The 19,982-nt window shown below is 62.1% G+C and carries 18 protein-coding genes and 8 pseudogenes; 12 read left to right on the top strand and 14 right to left on the bottom strand.

Translation table 11 applies throughout. The features are described from left to right. Positions 1-7: 7 nt before the first annotated feature. The 8 genes and pseudogenes from KB879_RS35700 (at position 8) to KB879_RS35670 (ending at position 6,798) form a co-directional block, all read left to right on the top strand. A complete protein-coding gene (locus KB879_RS35700; protein ID WP_211982523.1) occupies positions 8-3,187 on the top strand; it encodes an efflux RND transporter permease subunit in 3,180 nt (1,059 codons plus the stop codon). A gap of 58 nt (positions 3,188-3,245) precedes the next feature. Continuing rightward, positions 3,246-3,380: a YHYH domain-containing protein gene (locus KB879_RS35695; protein WP_013959811.1), complete on the top strand. Its 135-nt coding sequence runs from the start codon at positions 3,246-3,248 to the stop codon at positions 3,378-3,380. A 54-nt stretch (positions 3,381-3,434) separates the two neighbouring features. Continuing rightward, a pseudogene (locus KB879_RS35690) lies at positions 3,435-3,587 on the top strand (copper-binding protein); the annotation flags it as partial. Positions 3,588-3,696: 109 nt separating this feature from the next. After that, positions 3,697-3,828 (top strand): annotated as a pseudogene (locus KB879_RS39825) (VOC family protein); the annotation flags it as partial. 357 nt (positions 3,829-4,185) lie between these two features. Beyond that, positions 4,186-5,016, top strand: coding sequence for a class I SAM-dependent methyltransferase (locus KB879_RS35685; protein ID WP_211982519.1), 831 nt, complete (start codon positions 4,186-4,188; stop codon positions 5,014-5,016). 85 nt (positions 5,017-5,101) lie between these two features. Next, the gene (locus tag KB879_RS35680) at positions 5,102-5,350 is read left to right on the top strand and encodes an AAA family ATPase (RefSeq protein ID WP_211982517.1); all 249 of its coding nucleotides are present in this window, start codon (positions 5,102-5,104) and stop codon (positions 5,348-5,350) included. Between the two features lie 24 nt (positions 5,351-5,374). Next, complete coding sequence (locus KB879_RS35675) at positions 5,375-6,460, top strand: IS630 family transposase (RefSeq protein WP_013958932.1); 1,086 nt, start codon at positions 5,375-5,377, stop codon at positions 6,458-6,460. A gap of 35 nt (positions 6,461-6,495) precedes the next feature. Next, the gene (locus KB879_RS35670) at positions 6,496-6,798 is read left to right on the top strand and encodes an AAA family ATPase (RefSeq protein WP_249221367.1); all 303 of its coding nucleotides are present in this window, start codon (positions 6,496-6,498) and stop codon (positions 6,796-6,798) included. 23 nt (positions 6,799-6,821) lie between these two features. Here the strand turns inward: KB879_RS35670 and KB879_RS35665 are convergent. From KB879_RS35665 to KB879_RS39815, 6 genes and pseudogenes are all read right to left on the bottom strand, one after another. Beyond that, a pseudogene (locus KB879_RS35665) lies at positions 6,822-7,485 on the bottom strand (TIGR02391 family protein). Positions 7,486-7,503: 18 nt separating this feature from the next. Further along, positions 7,504-7,806 carry a DNA-binding transcriptional regulator gene (locus KB879_RS35660; RefSeq protein WP_211982515.1) on the bottom strand — a complete coding sequence of 101 codons (303 nt, stop codon included), beginning with the start codon at positions 7,804-7,806 and terminating at the stop codon, positions 7,504-7,506. Further along, a complete protein-coding gene (locus KB879_RS35655) occupies positions 7,790-8,167 on the bottom strand; it encodes a type II toxin-antitoxin system RelE/ParE family toxin (RefSeq protein ID WP_211984474.1) in 378 nt (125 codons plus the stop codon). The genes KB879_RS35660 and KB879_RS35655 overlap by 17 nt, the downstream gene beginning before the upstream one ends. Before the next feature lie 223 nt (positions 8,168-8,390). Next, positions 8,391-8,528 carry an N-terminal phage integrase SAM-like domain-containing protein gene (locus KB879_RS39820; RefSeq protein WP_249221540.1) on the bottom strand — a complete coding sequence of 46 codons (138 nt, stop codon included), beginning with the start codon at positions 8,526-8,528 and terminating at the stop codon, positions 8,391-8,393. Positions 8,529-8,631: 103 nt separating this feature from the next. Further along, positions 8,632-9,282: pseudogene (locus KB879_RS35645) on the bottom strand (DUF1016 N-terminal domain-containing protein); the annotation flags it as partial. Continuing rightward, positions 9,282-9,458, bottom strand: a pseudogene (locus tag KB879_RS39815) (integrase); the annotation flags it as partial. The pseudogenes KB879_RS35645 and KB879_RS39815, both read right to left, overlap by 1 nt. Positions 9,459-10,115: 657 nt before the next feature. On the opposite strand from KB879_RS39815, the pseudogene KB879_RS39810 reads away from it, so the two are divergent. Together KB879_RS39810 and KB879_RS40615 are read left to right on the top strand one after the other, a co-directional pair. Beyond that, positions 10,116-10,295: pseudogene (locus tag KB879_RS39810) on the top strand (biotin carboxylase N-terminal domain-containing protein); the annotation flags it as partial. Between the two features lie 34 nt (positions 10,296-10,329). Continuing rightward, the gene (locus tag KB879_RS40615; RefSeq protein WP_371827431.1) at positions 10,330-10,446 is read left to right on the top strand and encodes a biotin carboxylase N-terminal domain-containing protein; all 117 of its coding nucleotides are present in this window, start codon (positions 10,330-10,332) and stop codon (positions 10,444-10,446) included. A 47-nt stretch (positions 10,447-10,493) separates the two neighbouring features. Here the strand turns inward: KB879_RS40615 and KB879_RS40610 are convergent. Then, positions 10,494-10,715, bottom strand: a pseudogene (locus KB879_RS40610) (acetyl-CoA carboxylase biotin carboxylase subunit); the annotation flags it as partial. Between KB879_RS40610 and pxpB the strand changes: the two are divergent. Beyond that, positions 10,648-11,549 (top strand): annotated as a pseudogene (gene pxpB, locus KB879_RS35630) (5-oxoprolinase subunit PxpB). The pseudogenes KB879_RS40610 and pxpB sit on opposite strands and share 68 nt — an antisense overlap. 165 nt (positions 11,550-11,714) lie before the next feature. On the opposite strand, the gene KB879_RS35625 reads toward pxpB, so the two are convergent. From KB879_RS35625 to KB879_RS35610, 4 genes are all read right to left on the bottom strand, one after another. After that, positions 11,715-13,157 carry an amino acid permease gene (locus KB879_RS35625; RefSeq protein ID WP_211982511.1) on the bottom strand — a complete coding sequence of 481 codons (1,443 nt, stop codon included), beginning with the start codon at positions 13,155-13,157 and terminating at the stop codon, positions 11,715-11,717. A 41-nt stretch (positions 13,158-13,198) separates the two neighbouring features. Next, positions 13,199-14,263, bottom strand: coding sequence for a porin (locus KB879_RS35620; RefSeq protein ID WP_211982509.1), 1,065 nt, complete (start codon positions 14,261-14,263; stop codon positions 13,199-13,201). 69 nt (positions 14,264-14,332) lie between these two features. Further along, a complete protein-coding gene (locus tag KB879_RS35615) occupies positions 14,333-14,725 on the bottom strand; it encodes a RidA family protein (RefSeq protein WP_211982507.1) in 393 nt (130 codons plus the stop codon). A 34-nt stretch (positions 14,726-14,759) separates the two neighbouring features. Further along, a complete protein-coding gene (locus KB879_RS35610) occupies positions 14,760-15,962 on the bottom strand; it encodes an amino acid aminotransferase (RefSeq protein WP_211982505.1) in 1,203 nt (400 codons plus the stop codon). A gap of 190 nt (positions 15,963-16,152) precedes the next feature. On the opposite strand from KB879_RS35610, the gene KB879_RS35605 reads away from it, so the two are divergent. After that, positions 16,153-16,620 carry an Lrp/AsnC family transcriptional regulator gene (locus KB879_RS35605; protein ID WP_035817051.1) on the top strand — a complete coding sequence of 156 codons (468 nt, stop codon included), beginning with the start codon at positions 16,153-16,155 and terminating at the stop codon, positions 16,618-16,620. Between the two features lie 770 nt (positions 16,621-17,390). Here KB879_RS35605 and KB879_RS35600 read toward each other — a convergent pair. From KB879_RS35600 to KB879_RS35590, 3 genes are read right to left on the bottom strand one after another with little or no spacing between them, the layout of a single operon-like run. Further along, complete coding sequence (locus KB879_RS35600) at positions 17,391-18,461, bottom strand: copper resistance D family protein (protein ID WP_211982502.1); 1,071 nt, start codon at positions 18,459-18,461, stop codon at positions 17,391-17,393. A gap of 6 nt (positions 18,462-18,467) precedes the next feature. Continuing rightward, entirely contained in the window at positions 18,468-18,842 is a 375-nt protein-coding gene (locus KB879_RS35595; protein ID WP_211982500.1) for a copper resistance protein CopC, read from the bottom strand. A 5-nt stretch (positions 18,843-18,847) separates the two neighbouring features. Next, the gene (locus KB879_RS35590; RefSeq protein WP_211982498.1) at positions 18,848-19,810 is read right to left on the bottom strand and encodes a hypothetical protein; all 963 of its coding nucleotides are present in this window, start codon (positions 19,808-19,810) and stop codon (positions 18,848-18,850) included. Positions 19,811-19,982: the final 172 nt, after the last annotated feature.

Raw genomic sequence — 19,982 nt, 5'->3', positions numbered from 1 at the left:
GTCCGCCATGTTCGACAGATTGCTTCAATTCTCCATCCAGCGCCGCTGGCTTGTGATGCTGGGCGTCCTCGCCCTGGTCCTTGTCGGCGCCGCCAGCCTCCTGAGGCTGCCCATCGACGCTGTGCCAGACATCACCAATGTGCAGGTGCAGATCAACACGCGTGCGGAGGGGTATTCGCCACTAGAGGTGGAGCAGCGCATCACCTTCCCGATCGAGACGGTGATGGCGGGCCTGCCGAGCCTCGAAGCCACGCGCTCGGTCTCCCGCTACGGGCTGTCCCAGGTGACCGTGACCTTCAAGGATGGTACCGACATCTATTTCGCCAGGCAGCTCGTCAACGAGCGGATAACCGAGGCCCGTGAGCGGCTGCCGGCCGGCGTCACCCCGGCGATGGGACCGATCGCGACCGGTCTGGGCGAAATCTTCATGTACACAGTGAAGGCTCGCCCTGGAGCCCGCAAGCAGGATGGTTCCGCCTATACCCCGACCGATTTGCGCGAGGTCCAGGACTGGATCATCCGGCCGCAGTTGCGCACGGTAAAAGGTGTCACCGAGGTGAACTCCGTTGGTGGCTTTGTCAAACAGTTCCACGTGACCCCGGATCTGACAAAGCTGGCCGGATTCGGCTTGACCCTTTCGGACGTCTCGCGTGCGCTCGCGGAGAACAATGCCAACGTCGGCGCCGGATACATCGAACGCCAGGGCGAGCAATACCTGGTCCGCTCGCCCGGACAGGTGACATCGCTCGACGACTTGTCGGCCATCGTCATTGAAACCCGCGGCAGCACGCCAATCCGCATCGGTGATGTCGCTACGGTGCACCTGGGCCAGGAGTTGCGCAACGGCGCGGCGACGGAAAACGGTCAGGAGGTGGTGCTGGGAACGGTCTTCATGCTGATCGGCGAGAACAGCCGCACAGTTTCGTCCGCCGCCGCCGCCCGGCTTCAGGAAATCAATGCCAGCCTGCCCGGCGGCATAGTCGCGGAACCCGTGTACGACCGGACCACCTTGGTGGACCGCACGATCAATACCGTCAGCAAGAATCTGCTTGAGGGGGCCGCGCTCGTCATCGCCGTGCTCTTCGTACTGCTCGGCAACCTGCGCGCCGCGATCATCACTGCAATGGTGATTCCGCTCTCCATGCTGTTCACGATCACCGGCATGGCGGGCAACGGCATCAGCGCCAACCTGATGAGCCTCGGGGCGCTCGATTTCGGCATCATCATCGACGGTGCCATCGTCATCGTCGAGAACTGCATCCGGCACCTCGCGGACGAGCAGCGCCGGCTGGGCCGCCCGTTGACTCGCGACGAACGCTTTGCCCTGGTATTCAAGTCTTCACGCGAGGCGCGCAAGGCCATTCTCTACGGGCAGCTCATCATCATGGTGGTCTACCTGCCCATCTTTACCTTGACCGGCGTCGAAGGCAAGATGTTCCATCCGATGGCGCTCACGGTGGTGCTGGCGCTCGTCGGCGCCATCATACTGTCGGTGGTCTTCGTGCCCGCCGCCATCGCCATGTTCCTGACCGGGAGCATCAAGGAGAGCGAGGGCAGAACCTACGCCGCGATCAAGCGTTTCTATGCGCGACAGCTCGATCGCGCATTGGGCAGGCCGGCTCTTACCCTCGGGATCGCTGGCGCCATCCTTGCCGGAAGCGTGGTGCTTGCTGCAAGGCTGGGTTCGGAGTTCATCCCCAGTCTCAACGAAGGGGACATTGCCTTGCATGCCCTGCGGATTCCCGGCACCAGCCTGTCGCAGGCAATCCAGATGCAGGAGGCGCTCGAAAAGCGCATCAAGGCGTTTCCGGAGGTGGAGCGCGTCTTTGCCAAGATCGGGACCGCCGAGACCGCGACGGACCCGGTACCGCCCAGCGTGGCCGATAACTTCGTCATCATGAAGCCGTCGTCCGAGTGGCCGGACCCGGGCAAGCGCAAAGAGACCCTGGTTGCAGAAATGGAGCAGGCTGTTGCCAGGGTTCCTGGTAACAATTACGAATTCACACAGCCTATCCAGATGCGATTCAATGAACTCCTGTCTGGCGTGCGTGCCGACGTGGCGTTCAAGATCTTTGGCGATGACATGGGGACCCTGGAGAGCCTGGGTAAGCGCGCCGAGGCGTTGCTCGAAACCGTGCCGGGCGCCGCAGACGTCAAAGCTGAGCAACTGACGGGCTTGCCCGTGCTGTCGGTGAACTTTGACCGGCAAAAGCTCGCGCGCTACGGTATCTCTTTGGCCAGTGCACAGCGGGTGGTGAACGCAGCCATCGGCGGGCAGGAAAGTGGCACCTTGTTTGAAGGCGATCGGCGCTTCGACATTGTCGTGCGCTTACAGGAGCATGTTCGCTCCGACCCGGACAAATTGCGCATGCTGCCACTCCCCGTGCCGGGCGGAGCGGCGCGCTATGTGTTGCTTGGGGAGGTAGCCACACTGGACGTGACGCAAGGTCCCAACCAGTTGAGCCGCGACAACGGCAAGCGCCGGATGGTCGTGACGGCAAACGTTCGCGGCAGGGACCTGGGCTCCTTCGTCCGCGAAGCGCAAGCGAAGGTTGCCGGCGGCATCAAGTTGCCACCAGGCTATTGGTCTAGCTGGGGCGGTCAGTTCGAGAAGCTGGAGTCCGCTGCCAACCGGCTCAAGATAGTGATCCCGGTCGCGCTTGGCCTGATCTTTCTGCTGCTGTACGGCATGTTCACAAGCGTCAAGGATGGCCTGTTGGTATTTACCGGCGTGCCGTTTGCATTGACCGGGGGCGTCATCGCGCTGTGGCTCCGCGACATTCCCTTCTCCATCTCGGCTGGCGTGGGCTTCATCGCGCTTTCCGGGGTGGCGGTGCTCAACGGCCTGGTGATGGTCTCGTTTATCCGCCAGCTCCGGGCCGAGGGGACGCCGCTTGACGAAGCGGTCAGGGACGGTGCGTTGCTTCGCCTGCGGCCGGTGTTGTGCACCGGGCTCGTGGCTTCGTTGGGCTTTGTACCGATGGCGATCGCCACCGGAGCCGGTGCGGAGGTGCAACGCCCGCTAGCTACGGTCGTCATTGGCGGGGTCCTATCTTCGACGTTCCTGACACTGCTTGTCCTGCCATTGCTCTATAGATGGGCGTATCGGAACGGCGCGGAAGAATGCTCGCAAACAGCGCGTCCTGCCCGTGACATTGCGCTACCTTTTGGGGGGGTGGGAGATTAGGACCCACGTGCTATGGTCCGGGAGCCGGTATAGAACCGGCATCCTAACGGGAGACAAAATGAAGAAGCTTGCGACGGCAATCATGGCATTGGCGCTGTTTGCAGCAGTTGGCACTGCGAATGCCCACAGCGGCGGCACAGACAGGCAAGGCTGCCACGTGGACCACAGCACTGGCATTCGCCACTGCCATTGAGATGGTTGAGCACCTTCGCGGCGGTGCTCAACGCCTTTGCCTCTCTGGTTCGACCCGATCGAGAACCTCGGCACGTCCGCCATGGCCATGGCGTTCCCGGTCAAGAATCGCGCCTCGTTGAAGCACTTCAAGGAAGGCGAGTCCGTTTCAGTCACGTTCGACAAGGTCAACGGCAAGCCGACCGTCGTGGACATGCAGCGCAAGTAGGCGCCTCAAATCGCATGCCGCTGTGTCGGCGGCATGCGCATATATCGCTCGAACAGATGCATCGCGTGCCCCCGACAGTATGGGCGTAAGGATAGCCCTTTGCCAGGCAAGGGTGCTTGCGGCAGGTGGAAAAATCACCAGAGACATATTTTCCTTTCCGGGCGGTCAACGGTTCCATTTCAAAGAGCCAGGCGGCAATGAGCTGGCCGTTTGGTCAGACAGTGAGCCGCTGCAGACCTAACAATTCAAGCTCCAGATGAGTCGATGAGATTCGCAGCCCCATCGTGGCACCTGTTGCCGTTCGCCGCCATGCAGCTGGTTCGGGACGGGGAAGTCCCCTTCATTCGTTAGGTGGCGCAAGATACCGTATGGCAACCTCAACGCAGGCCTGCCGGGCTCATTGACGCCGTGCACGGTGAAAACATTCTTGGCGAGATCAATGCCGTCGGTCAGAATAGCCATGGACTGCCCCTTCCGGATGAGTTGATGAGATTCCCAGCCCGTGGCACTCGTAGCCGTTAGCCGCCATGCGGCTGGTTCGGGACGGAGAAGTCCCTTTCATTCGCTAGGCAACGCCAACAGGTACTGGAGGATTTCTATGCCGAATCGAGTCAACGAAGCAATCCAGACGCATTACGGTCGCCCGGATGTGGGAAGCGTCATCTTGGCGGCTCTGGAAAAGGCGGGCAAAGACCTAGACCGCCTCACGCCGGAAGACTTAGCACCTGTCGACGAGTTTCATATCCGGGGTCGGGCAGCGACGCTTGAGCTTGCCCGGGCCGCTGGTCTCGATGCGAGCAAGCGTGTTCTCGATGTCGGTAGCGGTGTTGGCGGGACTTCGCGATGTCTTGCAAGGGAATTCGGTTGCCGCGTCACTGGCATTGACCTCACAGACGAATACTGCCGTGCCGCTGCAATGCTCTCTGCCAAGGTTGGGCTCGCGGACCTGGTTGATTATCGCCAGGGTGACGCCACCAACTTGCCGTTTGATGACGGAGTGTTCGACGTCGTCTGGACGGAGCACGTGGCAATGAACATTCCAGACAAACTCCGGCTGTACGAGGAGATGCACCGGGTTCTGAAGCCGGGCGGCACGCTCGCCATCTACGACGTATTGGCCGGCCCTTCTGGCCCGGTCCTGTTTCCCGTCCCATGGGCGCGCACGCCGGATACGAGCTTCCTCGTGCAGCCGAACGAGTTGCGCAGGCTTCTTGAGAACGCTGGATTCACAATTTCAAACTGGTTAGACACGACAGAGGCAGCGCGTGCGTGGTTTGTGTCCCTGGCCGAGAAGATCCGCAAGGAAGGCTTTCCGCCCCTTGGATTCCATCTGCTCTTGGGGACTGATTTTCAGGCGATGGCGCAAAATCAAGGGCGAAATCTTCAAGAAGGGCGGATTGTTCTTGGACAAGTTGTCGCAAGGAAATAGGCGTTGCCCAACAATGGGGTGCAGCCGACGCCCGCAAGCGGGCGCGGCTGACGCCGAAAGTTAGGCGCCAGAGAAAGGACGCACCTTGGACAATCCCAATTTCTATGTGATCACTGGTGCCTCGGGGGCTGGCAAATCAACTCTCTTGGCGGCGCTGGGTGATCTTGGATATTCCGCCGTCCCGGAAGCAGCTCGCGCTGTCGTGCGAGAGCAATTGGAATGCAATGGCAGAATTCTTCCATCGGTCGATCGCGCAGCATTCATGCAACAAAGTCCTAGTGTCATGAGTCAGAAATTGATTGCATTATTTGGCTCGCGTTGTACTCTGCATTGAAGGCACGCACGGGGCGAGGTAGCGATGAGGGGAAGACCAAAGGCGGAACTAATCTTGAGTGAGGCTGAACGCGAGCAGCTCAAGGCGCTGACGATGCGGCGCAAGACGGCACAGGCGTTGGCTTTGCGCGCGCGCATTGTGCTGGCCAGTGCTGAAGGCCTGGACAACAAGACCGTTGCCGCAAAGCAGCGTGTCGACGTGCATACGGTTTCCAAGTGGCGCTCGCGATTCGTCGCGGATCGCCTGGATGGGCTGCTGGATGCTCCGCGCCCAGGGGCGCCGAGGACCATCGCTGACGCACAGGTCGATGCGATTATTGCCAAGACGCTCGAATCCGTGCCAGCCGGGGCTACTCACTGGAGCACGCGCAGCATGGCTCGCGCGGCAGATCTGTCGCAGTCGACCGTGACGCGTATCTGGCGCGCCTTTGGGCTGCAGCCGCATCGACAGGAGACCTTCAAGCTGTCCAGCGACCCATTGTTCGTGGAGAAGGTGCGAGATATCGTGGGGTTGTACCTCGACCCACCGCTCAAGGCCATGGTGTTGTGCGTTGACGAGAAGAGCCAGATTCAGGCGCTGGACCGCACGCAGCCGATTTTGCCGATGGCGCCAGGCATCCCCGAGCGACGCACGCATGACTACATGCGCCATGGCACGACAACGTTGTTCGCCGCGCTGGACATCGCCACAGGAAAAGTTATCGGTGAATTGCATCGCAGACATCGCAGCAGTGAGTTCCTGCAGTTTCTACGCACGATCGAAGCCAACGTGCCACCCAAGCTCGATGTGCATCTCGTCATGGACAACTACGGCACGCACAAGACGGCGTCGATCAAGGCTTGGTTCGCTCGCCATCCACGCTTCCATGTTCATTTCACACCGACCTCCGCCTCGTGGATCAATCAGGTGGAGCGCTGGTTTGCAACCATCACCGAACAATACATCCGCCGCGGCACGCATCGCTCAACCCGACAACTTGAGCAAGCTATCCGCCAATACCTTGACCTGAACAACGCCAACCCCACGCCTTTCGTGTGGACAAAGTCCGCCGATGACATCCTCGCCAGCATCAAGCGATTTTGTCTACGAATTTCTGACTCGGGACACTAGCCCGCAGCATCCAAGATCATGAAGCGGCTCAAGCCTTGAAGTCACCCATATTCTTTGGCCGGGGCATTCCTGAGTGGTTACGTTTACTTGGCGTGGGCGCTACGCCTCTCCACATGGCGGCGGCGCAGTGCCGCTATGCCGGCACCGTGTTTTTGGCGGAGCCTTGGCCGGAGATTTACGTTCGCGACCGCGAGCGCCATGCCAGCTTCGAACAGGCAGCGAGATCCTATGAGTCAACTGTGTCAGCCTATGTCGAATCGGGGTATGGGACTTGCGTTATTCCCAAGGCATCGGTGCGAGAGCGAGTAGCATTCGTCCTTGCACGGATATCCGGATAGTTCATGCCACTTCCTTTTTCTATCTATGTTGTGCCTGTCGTCATTCTCTGCGTGCCATCCAGCTTGCGGTGAATCAGTGATACCAGCGTCAGGACGTCCAGTGCGTCCTGTTCGGACATGGGCCAATTCGTCTTGGGAGCATGGGCCAGTGGATTGCGCACGGCGCCGAACAGGCCGATCAGCAGGTTGGCAACGCCTTTTGTCGCCTCGCTTAGGACATGAAAATAATTCTCGTCCAGCAGCTCTGCACGGCAGTAGTTCAGCACTTCCGCATGGACAACGCGACTTTCTAGCGCGGCCTTGAGCCGTCCAGCTCGGGCGCGCGCGGCATCGAGCGTCGTGGCCTTGTCGGCATACCCAACCTTGCCATCTTCACGCACATAGAAGCCGGAAAAGGCGAGGACGACATTGAGTTCGTCACGCCGCCAAGCGAACGTCGCCGGGTCACGGGCGTAGTTCACCGGGTTCATCGCGCGATTGATGAACATGATGAGATAGTTGCCGATCTGGTGCTGGTTTTGCGCACCGGCCAGCGCATTGGGTCAAGCCAGGCGACGTGTCCGCAACTTCGATCTCTTGCAGCAAGCGCTCGATCTGTGTGCCGCTCAGGCCGCGTTCAGTGTCGGCCAAGACACGACAGGCGGCTTCAAGTTGCTGTGAGTTGAAAGGGGCAATCCGTGTCGCCAATGCTTGTCGTCCCGGGCATCAGATGATGGCCTGCAATCCCTTGTCGGCGATGACGTTGAGCAGTTTGAGCGCCGGCCCCGTGGGGTGGGTTTCGCCTTGCTCCCATTTGCGCACGGTCGAAGCGGTGGTGTGGAGGTGCAGCGCGAACACCGGCTGGCTGAACTTCAAGGCTTCGCGCAGGCGTTTGATGTCGACAGCACTGAACTCCCGCACCGGCGGCGGGCAGATCGCGTCGAACTCGCGCATCGTCACCTTGCTGATCGCTCCCGCTTCGTGGAGCGCAGCCAAGTCGCCACGTAGGGATTCAATGATCTTGCTCACAACACACCTCCAATAACAAGCCAGCCTGCAGCGCCTTCGCCAGGGCTTCCGCGGACAGCTCCAGGAACACCTTGCCGGCGAATTGCAGCGCCTTCTTCTCGTCCTGCGTGATGTTCGCCTTATCGCTCTTGGGGAACCCATGCAGGAACACGTAGCGGCTACCTATCCGGGCCGACACCAGCGTGCGGTAGCCGCCACTCTCGCCGCCGCCGGGGCGCGCCACCCGCTTCTTGTAGAGGAAGCCGCCCAAATCCGCGTCAATCAGACCGCTTTCCATCTCCTGAACCGCCTTGCACAAGGCGGCATCGGGCAGTTGGAATGGGGGCCGAGCGGCTTGTCGTGGTCGAGGATGGCCGGACAGACGTAGGGCGACTTGCCGTAGCGCGGCGCGTTCGTCAGCAGCCGGCGGGCTTCCTCGCTCAACGGCTTGGACATATCGCCACCTTTCTCCGGGTACTTGGGCACGTGGCGGCAAGGATTGGCGCCGTCGTGCCGGTAGCCCCACAGTTCGGCCAGGTTGAACATCTTGCGAACGAGCGACAGCACGCGATTGGCATGCGTTGGGGATTTCTCCATGCGCTTCATCAGCGCGGTGATGTCGTGGGGCGCGTGACCTCGTGTACCTTCTTGTTGCCAAAGGCTGGGATGACGAAGTTGTCGATCTGGTACTGGTAGCCGTCCTGCGTGCTCGGTTTGTTGTGGAGCTTGGAGTGGTCTTCCATGAACCGGCCGCACAGCTCCTTGACCGTCGGCGCCTTGCGAGCCTCGGCCTTGCCGTGGCCGGGATCGCCGCCGCGCCGGATTTCGGCCAGCCAGTCCTGCGCCAATCGCCGCTTCCAGATCGCCCTCCTGCCAGGCGTCTCGAAGCCCCAGGAAGTCGAGAATGTATGGGTCGCGCATGACGAGGCTGGGCGACATGCGCTGCGCATCGCGCATCGTGTCCAGTTCCTGTGCGATCAGCGCGTCCGGCTTCCTGGATAGCGTCGTGCGTTCGTACAGCATCGAGTCGATGCGCTCGCGCAGCGTTCGCACGCTCCAGCGTTCGGCGCTGGCCATCAGCACGTAGTAGTCACGCTGGAGCGCGTCTTTCAGCGGCAGCAGCGCCACGAAATGCGACCAGCTCAATTGTCGTGACAGCGTCACGACAATTGGTTCTTCCGGAAATGCGGTGGCGAATTGCACCATTCTGCGCAGATTCTTGTCCGCAAAGCTACGTCCGTAGTCCCGGACAAGCTGCGCGGCCAGGGTTGGCAGGATTTCCTCGCCGTACCCCGCCCGCTGGCCGTTCAGAAAGTATGTATGAATACGATGGCCGATGCGCCAGAACAGCAGGGCCAACTCGCTATTCACCGCGGAGGCGACGCGCTGACGCGATACCTCGATCAGTGCTCGAATATCGCCCAGCAGCGCAGGACGCGCGACGGGCGATGCGGGGGCGGATTTGCGCTTGTTCGTACCAACTCCCCCTCGGCACATTGCGCTCTCGTGATTTCCTTGCGCCTCTTCGCCACCAGCTCGACTGCTTTGCGCAGCGGATCGTCTTCCGTATGGACATACCGCATGCACATCGCTATGGTCTTGTGGGCTGTAAGCACCATGTCGACTTTGATCGCAGCGCCGGAACTGGCGATATCGGTAGCAGCGCGGTACCGGCGGGGGATATCGTCACGTACATGCCGTCGCGAGTCTTACAAGGCTTGGGCTTAGGCTTGAGGTTAGGCCGTGCGGTTTCGGTGAGCATCGAGGTTTTTCCTGTTCGTGACGGCTTTTTCCGTCATGGGTCAGGAGACCTGCCGATGCCAGAAAAGCCGCAGAAACTGAGCTTACCGAGGAGACTTTTACCGTCAAAGACCGATTTGGTCTGGATAGTAAACGGGAGGGTCTGAATCCGGCCTCAGAGCTCTACCGCCAACCTGTTCCGCTGGCCGGCAATAGTCACCGCTCGCTCTCGTAACGTATTGCTTTGTCGATCAACCCTTACGAGAGCTTTTCGATAATGGCCAACATTCCCCGAAAAGACCGGATTTCATTCCCGCTCGGCGGGCGGCACGTTCTGAAAGTTCATCATCAACGTGTGCGTTGAGCGTGTGGATGCAAGCTATGCTCTGAGCAAACACGAGGAATGCCACGTCGTCAAGGCGCTGTCGGAGGTTGCCTCCTGTGAGTCGATTTTCCAATATCGCCTCGCTGTTCGCCAAGTAAGTCTGAAAAGAGCGCGGCCACGCCGCGCCCCGACCGGCCGCAGGCCGGCACTCCACGCGCCGCCGAATCCAGCGCCGCGTGTCCGCCCCAAGCAGCAAGAGCCTGAAATGCGAAGAATCCTGGTAGCCAATCGCGGCGAGATTGCCTGTCGCATCATCCGCGCCGCGCAGGCGCTTGGCATCGAGACCGAGGCCGTGTATCCCAAGGCCGACGCCGGTGCACTGCATTGCCAGATGGCCGACGTGGCCGTGTCCATCGGCCCTGCCCCCGCGGCACAAGGCTATCTGAATACCGAAGCCGTCCTGGCAGCCGGGCTGGCGCATGGCGCCGACGGCGTGGCATCCGGGCTACGGCTTCCTCTCCGAGAACACTGCCTTTGTCCAAGCCTGGCATGCACTGAATCTGGCCTTCGGTCGAATCGTGGCGCGGGCGACGTAGCGCTCCAGGTAAATGCTGCCGTCGCCGAAGGCCTTGAGCGCGAGCGCCTGCGTGGTGGCCAAGGTGGCTGCCAGCGTGTCGGGGCCGTTGACGAATCTCATGCCGATGCCGCCGCCACCGCCCGCGGCCTTGGCCAGCAGCGGATAGCCCACTTGCGCGGCAGCCTCTTCCAGTCCAGCCAGCTCACCGGGCAGGAATCGGATGCTGCCCGGCAGGACCGACACCCCGCAGGCGGCCGCGATCTCGCGTGCGCGGTTCTTGTCGCCCATGTTCTCTATCGTCCAGGTATTTGGCTATGGCGACGGCACGGCCGAGCATCTGTTCGAGCGGGAATGCTCGGTGCAGCGCCGCTTCCAGAAGATCTTCGAAGAAAGCCGGGCACCCGGCCTGCCGCCCGAGGTGCTGGCACGCATGACTGCCGCGGCCATCCCGTGGCGCATCGAGCCGTCGGGCGAGCGCTTGCTTGCGGTTGCATTTGACGCCGGCCGTGATGCCACTGCATTGCACGCTGCCAACCGACAAGCCTGCGCCGCGGCGGCACGCATTGGTGCCGCCGCACTGCCGGGCGTGACCGATGTCGTGCCCGCGCTGGCGACCGTGGGCATCCACTACCGTCCGTCCGCCGTTAGCGCCGCGGCAGACACGGCACCGTTCCAGGCGCTGAGCGCAGCGCTGTCCGTGCTGCTTGCCGAGCCGCTCGGCGCCTCGACCGCCTCCGATCGCGTGGTCGAAATCCCGGTCTGCTACGGCGGCGGCCACGGGCCTGACCTCGAGGAGGTGGCCGCAAGCCGCGGGCTCGCGCCCGATGCGGTGATCACGCTGCATAGTGCGGCGCCGGTCGATGTGCTGATGCTGGGTTTCGCGCCCGGCCACCCGTACGTGGGCAAGTTCGACGCACGCCTGGCCCCTCCCCGGCGCACCACGCCGCGCACCGCCGTGCCCGCTGGCTCGATCGGGCTGGCCAACTGCCAGTCCGTGATCTATCCGATGGTGCTCCCGGCGGCTGGAACCTGATTGGGCGCACGCCGCTGTCCTTGTTCGATGCGCACCGCGATGCGCCTTGCCTGCTCGATGCAGGCGACCAGGCGCGAATCGATAAGTAGATCGCGCGTTTGCCCACGTCTTGGCGCGTTTTCTGAGGCGCGCCAGGCCGCCATGGGTAGCTCTTCCGAAATTTGTGACGCCCCAACTCGAATCCTGAAGACGCTGCGCCCACGTTGACCACGCCGTCGAAGGCGCAGACGGGGCGCCGATCGCCCCTGCCGGCATCAACCCGCGTGCGGCTCGAGCGGTTCGCTCCCGATGGCCCGCGCCCGCTTCGCATACCAGCCGAAGTAGGCGAGGCTCAGGAGCATGAGCCACGGCGCCCCGAAGATCATAGTCATGCGAAACTCTGCGGTGAACATCGTGGTGAGCATAATGGCGAGCATCAGCGCGGCGCCCAGCAGCGTCAGCGCCGGAAAGCCCTTCATGCGAAAGCGCAGAGGGGCATTGCCTTGCGCTTCCCACTTGCGGCGGAAGCAGTAGTGGGTAACGAAGATCATCATCCACGTGAACATGGCGCCGAACATAGAAACTGCCATCATCAGCGTGGACGAGGCATCAGGATAGACGACGCTCAGCAGGGTCGCCAGCGCGATCCCCAGCGTCGACACCAGCAGCGCGGATAGCGGCACGCCGCGCCGGCTGACACGCCCGAATCGGGCGGGAGCATAGCCCGCTCGCGACAGGCTGAACATCATCCGCGTCGTGATGTACAGCTGGCTGTTCATCGACGACAGCGCCGCCACCAGCACGACGAAGTTGATCACGCCCGCGGCCCCGGGGATGTTGATGGCCTCCATCACCTTGACGAACGGACTTTCCTCCCGGCCGGCGACGGTCCACGGCACGATCGCCAGCATCAGCGCCAGCGTGAGCAAGTAGAACAGCACCAGGCGAATCATTGTGGAACGGAAGGCACGCGTGATCGCATGCTCCGGATCCTCGGCCTCACCCGCGGCCACCGCGATCATCTCGATGCTCAGGTAGCTGAAGATTGAGATGATGACGGCCACCCACATGCCCCACAGGCCTTTCGGAAAGAAGCCACCGTTTGCGGTGTAGTGGTGAAAGCCGGCCACGCCCCCCTCCCCTGATCCGGCCACCGAAGCCGGGGCGCCGAAGACAACATAGGCACCGATGAGTATGAAGCCGACGATCGCTGCGACCTTGATGACCGAGAACCAGTATTCGACGGCACCGAAGATGTTGACGCTGAGCGCGTTGACCAGCACCAGCGCCGCGGAGAACGAGGCAATCCAGAACCAGCCAGGCACCGCGGGAAACCAGTACTTCATATAGAGCGCGATCGCGATCACCTCCGTCCCGACAGCCAGCACGATGCAGGCCCAGTACGCGTAGCGCACGAGGAAGCCAGCCCAAGGGCTGACATAGTGCTCCGCGTAGGCACCGAACGAGCCCGAGGTCGGATGCGCCACGGTCATTTCCGCCAGGCAGCCCATCAGGATCAACGCGATGAAGGCGCCGATGGCATAGCTGACCAGCACGCTGGGGCCGGCAAAGCCGATGGCAAAGCCGCTGCCGAGGAACAGGCCGGTACCGATCGCGCCGCCGATGGCGATCATCGCCATCTGGCTGGCGTTCAGGGTCCGCTTGAGCCCCCGCTCCCGCTCCACGATTTGCTGAAAGCTCTGCGTTGACTTGCTCATGGTGTCTCTCTCCTTCTACTTTTGAACGTGAACCGCTAGGCTCAGAACACGTGGCGCATGCCAATGGCCACGCCGGTCTGGTTGCCGCGCCCCGGCAGCTCGGTGGCCGCTGCGCCGCTGACGCGGTTGTAGTCCACGGTGCCGTACAGCTGGGAGCGCCTGGACAGTGAGTATTCTGCGAGCAGCACGGCAGTCAGCCGCTTGCCGCTCTGGCCGGCCACGCCGTTCACGTCGCGGATGTTGTCGTGATAGACAACGCCCGTCATCGCCAGCGCGCCAGAAACCTGGTACGTCAGGCCCGTATAGAACGTCATGTCCTTGCGCGGGTTGGCGGCGAAAGATCCGTAGCTGACGGTGCGCGAAGGATCGTTCAGCATGCCATCGACCATCCCGGTGGCGTCCTCGCCGCCGATGTAGCCGGCAAACAGCCTCGCCGGTCCGAACGCATAACGCCCCGCCACGCCCCACATGCGCTGGGTCTCGCTCGCGGCGTCCCGAATCTCCTGATAGACGGCGCCCACGCCGAGATTGCCGTGGTTGTACGCGACGCGCGCGCCCCAGTAGGAGCCCTGCTTCAGGTTGCCCTGCAACTCGCCAAGTCCGTAGCTGGCGCCGACGTTGAGGCCGCCGAACGTGCCGTCGTAACTGACCGCGTTGTCGATGCGGCCGCCGGTCATGAAGTACGGCCAAGCATTGGCCGTGTAGTTGCCTACGGTCAGCGGATCGAATTCACCGAACAGGTTGAAGCCTTCGGTCGACTGGCGGCCGAGCTTGAGCGTACCCAGGCCGCCGGATAATCCGACATAGGCGTGGCGGCCGAACAGGCGACCGTTCTGGTTCACGCGCCCGGTGTCCGGATCGAAGCCATTCTCGAGCCGGAACAGGGCCTTCATGCCGCCGCCGAGTTCCTCCTCGCCCCGCAAGCCGAAGCGGCTGTTGGTCACGGCGCCGTTGGTCAGCTGCACGACGCTGTTGTTGCTCGCGTTGGCATTGGTCGTAAGCCGGATGCTCTGGTCAACAATGCCATACAGCGTGACGGCGCTCTGTGCGCAGGCCGAACCCGCTACCAGGCTACCTAGTACCAGCGGGAAAGCAAACTTCTGCATGTCTCCTCCACGTGATTTCGTTCTGTTTTTCTGATGAAAGCGCCGTTCGGCGGCGGGAAAGAGCCGGAATCAGGCCTGCTGCCTGCTCGCCGGCAGCCTGACGTACGCCACAATCTCGATCAGCATGGCCGGATGGGCAAAGCCGGCCACCGCCACACTGGCCCGGTTCGGATAGGGAGCGCGAAAGAACTCGCGGTACACCGAATCGATGACCGGCATGTCGCCCGGGGCGTGCATGTACACGAGCACCTGCGCGACATCGTCGAGCCGGCATCCGGCCGCTTCCACGGTCGCCGCGAGATTGCCGAACGTCAGCCGCGCTTGCGCGGTGATGTCGTCCCCGACGATGTTGCCGGCCGCATCGATGGGGCCATGGGCCGTGAACATCATGCCGTTGGCATGCGTGGCCCATGAGAATGGCTGCGGGGGTTCCGGCAAGGGGGTCTGAATGATGTCTGCCATGTGTCTCCTCTGAAGAATGCCCGTGTGCCGCTGTTCAGCAGCGCGCGCGCAGGACCGTCGCCATCGCGTGCGCGACGTGCTCAAGATTGGTGTCGTTGAGCCCCGCCACGCACAGGCGGCCCGAGCGCAGCACGTAGACGCCGTGCGCTTCGCGCAGGCAATCGGCCTCCGGCCCCGACAGGCCCGTGTAGCTGAACATGCCGCGCTGCGTGGTCAGGTAGTCGAACGGCGCGCCGGGCAGGCTCGCCTCCAGCCGCTCCCTGAGCGAGCGGCGCATGCGCGCGATGCGTTCGCGCATCTGCGCCACCTCGGCAGCCCACTGTCCGGCCAGCGCGGGATCGCAGAGCACCGTCGAGATCAACCGGGCCCCATGGAGCGGCGGGCTCGAGTACACGCGCCGCACGGCCGCTTTCAGTTGCCCCAGCACGCGATTGGCCTCGTCCTCGTTCGGCGTCACGACGGAAAGCCCGCCGCACCGCTCCCCGTACAGCGAGAAGTTTTTCGAGAAGGAGTTGCTGACGAGGAACGACACGCCGGCATCGACCAGCGCGCGCACCGGCCATGCATCCTCCTCGAGCCCATGTCCGAAGCCCTGGTAGGCCATGTCGAGGAACGGAATCAGCCCGTGTTGCCGCAGCACCTCGATCAGTTCTGCCCATTGCTCGCGGGACAGTTCGATGCCGGTGGGGTTGTGGCAGCTCGGCTGCAGCAGCACCACGCTGCGTGCCGGCAGTCCGCGGATCGTCTCCAGCATTTCGTCAAAGCGAAGCCCGTTCGTTTGCGGGTCGTAGTACGGGTAGGTGTGCACCGGCACGCCCGCGCCGGCGAACAGAACCTGATGATTCTCCCAGCTCGGATCGCTAATCCACACGGCACAGCCCGGGAAGCAGAGCTTCAGGAATTCGGCGCCGATGCGTAGCGCGCTCGAGCCGCCGACCGACTGGATCGTGGCGACCCGTTTCTCCTTGAGCGCCGGGCTGTCCGAGCCGAACACAAGCTGCTGCAGCGCGTGCCGGTACGGCGCCATGCCTTCCATCGGCAGGTAAGTGTGCGGACCGTGCTGTTCGGCGAGCTGGAGCGCCGCCGCGCCGACGCTTCCGAGCACCGGAATCCGGCCGTCATCGTCGTAGTAAAGGCCGATGCTGAGGTTCGCTTTCTGCCGTCGGGAATCGGCCTGGTAAGCCTCCATTAACGAAAGGATGGGGTCGCCGGCATAGGCGGGGATGTGCGCAAACATTGGAATTCGTCGGGGTTCGGATTAGGAATGCGGACAGCAGCGGACTTGCCTCTATCGCCATCCGCCGCGTCTTCATGGGAACGGAATCCTATCAAACGAAAAGACGAATGTGCTTGCGTTTATTGCTTGCTTTTATGTATATATCGAAGCTAAATCGGCTTTTTTAATTTCTAACGGTGGATTCTTCGAAATGGAACTGGACCAGACCGACGTGCGCATCTTGCATCACCTGGAAGGCAACGGGCGCATCACCAACCAGGAACTGGCGGAGGCCGTCGGCCTCTCGGCCTCCGCCTGCTTCAGGCGGGTAAAACTGCTGGAGGAGCGTGGCGTGATTGCCGGCTATCGGTGCGTGATCGGCGCGAAGCAGGTCGGTGTGGCCTTCGAGGCACTGGTACATGTCTCGATGCGCTCGGACATCGAGGACTGGCACGAGAACTTCGTGAAGGCCATCCACCGGTGGCCCGAAGTCGTGACGGCCCGTATCGTGACGGGCACGTCAAACTATGTGCTGACCGTGCGGACGAAAGACCTGGAGCACTTCTCCCACTTCGTGGTCCACAAGCTTCACAAGGAGCCGGGCGTCATGGCGATCAACTCGAACATTGTCCTGGAGACGCTGAAATTGCACGGCTCCGTGCTGGACTTGCTGGAATAACTGTTCGCTCGGCGGCTCAAGCTCTGGCTGCCAGCATTTCGTTCGACGGTTGCGCGCTGGGAGAGGTCAGCCGTAAAGGGCGATCATCGCCCGCCGCTCTTTGCAAAGCGACACGCGTCGTCAGCAAATACCTGATCCATTATGTCCGCCCAGTGGGACGCGTATCGCGCGGCGATGCCGTTTGGTTGGCGACTATCAGCGCCGCGTTCTCTAAGGCTCGCGACTTGGCGGGGATCAACTGGCGATGATGCCCCTACCTTCTGCGAAATCCGCTCGCTGTCAAATCGGCTCTACTGTGTGAGGAACCGGAATTCATGAGACTGCATTAATTCCGTCACCGCTCGGCCATCTAAGAATCGGAGTTAGTGAGACTACCCTGACGCAAAGCACGAATTCGTTGGACTGCTCCGCAGGCGCCAGGCCTGTGCCACGGCGAACGCTTGCGATGCTTGCCGTCCCCTCTCCGTTTGCCGCCGGCGGAGAGTGACGTATGAAAACCGTCAGGCAGTACCAGGGCTGCGGACTACCATTTGAGGTTCGCCCGCATCTGTGACGAACCGGGATTCGACCGGCGATGGAGTCGTTCCGTTAGGTTAGTAATGATTGAAGCCCGACCTTTGGCCAGTAGCGGTACTCGACGTTGGCGGCTCGGCCCAACACCCATGAAGTGGTGGCCGTTTTCCGTCCGCTGCTGCTACCGTTCTGATTGCGGCGCCTGAATAGGTCCATGTAGAGACGATCACAAACCACTTGATTGACCGTTCTGGGGCTCAGCGAGCCATACCTTTAGCATGCGTGTGGTGGCTGGCTGGCACGCGGCTTTGATGGCGGGCGGGCATCTGGCCGAGCAGAATCGTGACACAGAGCAGCGCCCCTATCATCAGAACACCTTCCACTTTTGCCCTGCGCACAAAGCGCTCAAGTGGACCATGCTTTCCCGCTCTGCGGCGCTCCAGCGTCAGGAAGGACAGTGTGGTCGCCAATAACCCTGAAGGCTTCGCGCTGCCGGGCGACCCGCCTGCCCAGGCCAGCAGCGAAGGGATGCCGAGATAGCGGTTGCTTGCGCCCAGCACAACTATGATCAGTACCAGTGACAACTTGAGCAACAGGATCCTGCCGTAAGCGGTCTGCCAAAACGCCTCGAAATGCTCCAACTCCAGCCACGCGTTGTAGATGCCGGTCAGGGCTACCACTGTCAGTGCTACGCCTGCGAGTGTCGACCAGCGACGGACCATGGCGGCAACGAACTGGCGCCGTTCATCTGCTGCCTCGGTCAAGCTACGAAATCCGGTAAGTGTCAGCCCGATCAGACTGCCTCCCCAGAGGGATACGGCGAGCAAGTGCGACCAGTCCACTAGTTCGGGCAGCGTGATATCGCCCCAGTCGGCCGCATGGCCGGACAAACTTCTGCTTGCGGCGATCAGGCTGGCCGCAGCCAGCATTACCGCAGTGATCGCTGGCGAGCCGAGGCGAGGCCGGGTGCGCCAGCCGGACCATAGCACCAGTAGCGCCACAGGACGAAGCAGCCAGACTCGCCCAAAATGGGTCTGGGACAGGACCTGCGGCAGCACCAGGCCGACCTCCGCCAGCGGCCGTCCACTCATCTCGACGGTGCGCCGGATCAGTTCGCCAACGCTGCTTAGCGTGAGCACTGCGAGGCAGATGCCAACCAGCCACCAGAGTGGCACGACGGCGGCGGTGGACGGTGGCGGCAATTCGTCCTTGAAGCGGATAACCCAGATTCGAAAACCCAGGATCCCGATACATGTCGAGAGCGCCAGCAGATCAGCCGCGGCAAGGATTATGCTGCCCGGATTCGCAGCCATCATTGCATGGGCCATGGCCGTCTATCGCCCCACGGTGAAGGCGTAGTCCCCTTCTGTAACATGCCCGTCGCGCGCGATCACCCGCCAGTAGACGTGGTAGACCCCTCGTGCCAGCGGCGGCAGCCGTGCCTCGAGCAGGCGGGCCTGCCCGGCATTGACTTGGCCCGGGTCTCGATTGACTTGCCGCCCTTGAGCATCCAGCACGCGCAGGGTGCTGAAGGTGGGCTCCAGATCCGCGTCAAACCAGATTTGAACCTGGCCGGGAACATTGTCGATGACCGCGCCGACACGCGGCTCCATGTGTTCAGGAAATGCGTGCGCCAAGGTCGCCTGGGGCGCTAGCAGTCCCCATAGCGCGGCGATCGCCAGGCAAATCTTCAATGGGCGAAGGTTCATTCCGGTCAGCGGAAGATCGGTTTCCCGATACCACCGGGAAACATGTCGTCCAGAAACAAGTGAAGTTGAAGGAACACCCCGACGTCACGCCCGGACCAACGGTTGACCGGGATGGCCGCTTCCAGGGCGACCTGCATGTACTTTCCGAACCACATCAAGCCCGGGTTGACGGTCCCCGTAGTCTGGCCGGCGCAATCTCCGCTCAGGCAGGTTTTCACTGGGACTTCGATCAAGGCGATCATGCGATTGAACGGGGCGCCCAGGCCCACATCTTTTACATAAGTTTGGAGATACTGCAGACTGTACTGGACTGTAAAGCCCCAGTTCAGCCGATCGGGTTCCGACCGGCTCGTGGGCAACTCGGGCGCGAGGATACCGGTGATTGCCAATGGACGCAGGTACTTGACCCCTTCCGGCAGGTCACCGAAGCCCTTGCCATAGAAAATGCCAGGCGAAAGGGTGGAGAAGGACTCGGCACCGACCCGGTGGCTGCCGGTTCCGCCGAGGTCGGCATCCAACCCCAGCGACACGATCGCTTCATGCTCGGCATTCTTGATCACCTGGTACTTGACCCCCAGCGACAGGTTGTCGAATCCATATTGGGGGACGGTTGTATCGTCCGGCCTGACGCGCTGATAGGTGGCGCCGAGCGAGATGCCAAGGTCGGGCGTGATGCGCTTGCTGAGTTCGGTGGAAAACGCCGTTGTATGAGCGCCCGGCGTGCCGCTCGATGGCACCGCCTCGTCACTGCCGCCCGTACTGCCCGCCTCAGCCTCCCGCGGGAGCTTGCGGTGACCGACCACAAAGCTCGCTTCGTCCGCAACGAACGGGTCGTCAACCGTGATGGTGGCCGGCAGAAAGCGCTTGCCGACCACGCCATGGGCGTGAGCAGGCGAGCTGCACAATCCCAGGGCGCCGGCAGCAGCCAGCAAGGCACCGGTCAGGTAATCACAAGCGGTCTGTTTCATGACGGGTCGAGCTTGGTTGGAGGCAGATTCACGCTGCACACACAACGGAGATGGTCCAGCCATGCCTTCAGGCTGGCGTTCTCTTGCACTGCTGGTTTGGCTTTCGGCCGGCAAAGGTGCCACCCAATAAACTCTGGCATGCACTACAAAAGTGCGCATGCCAGAGTTTCCC

Source organism: Cupriavidus sp. KK10 (assembly GCF_018223725.1).
GTDB classification, from domain to species: Bacteria; Pseudomonadota; Gammaproteobacteria; order Burkholderiales; family Burkholderiaceae; genus Cupriavidus; species Cupriavidus necator.
Note: the sequence above shows the minus strand (reverse complement) of the source record. Positions and strands in the feature narration are given on the sequence as shown.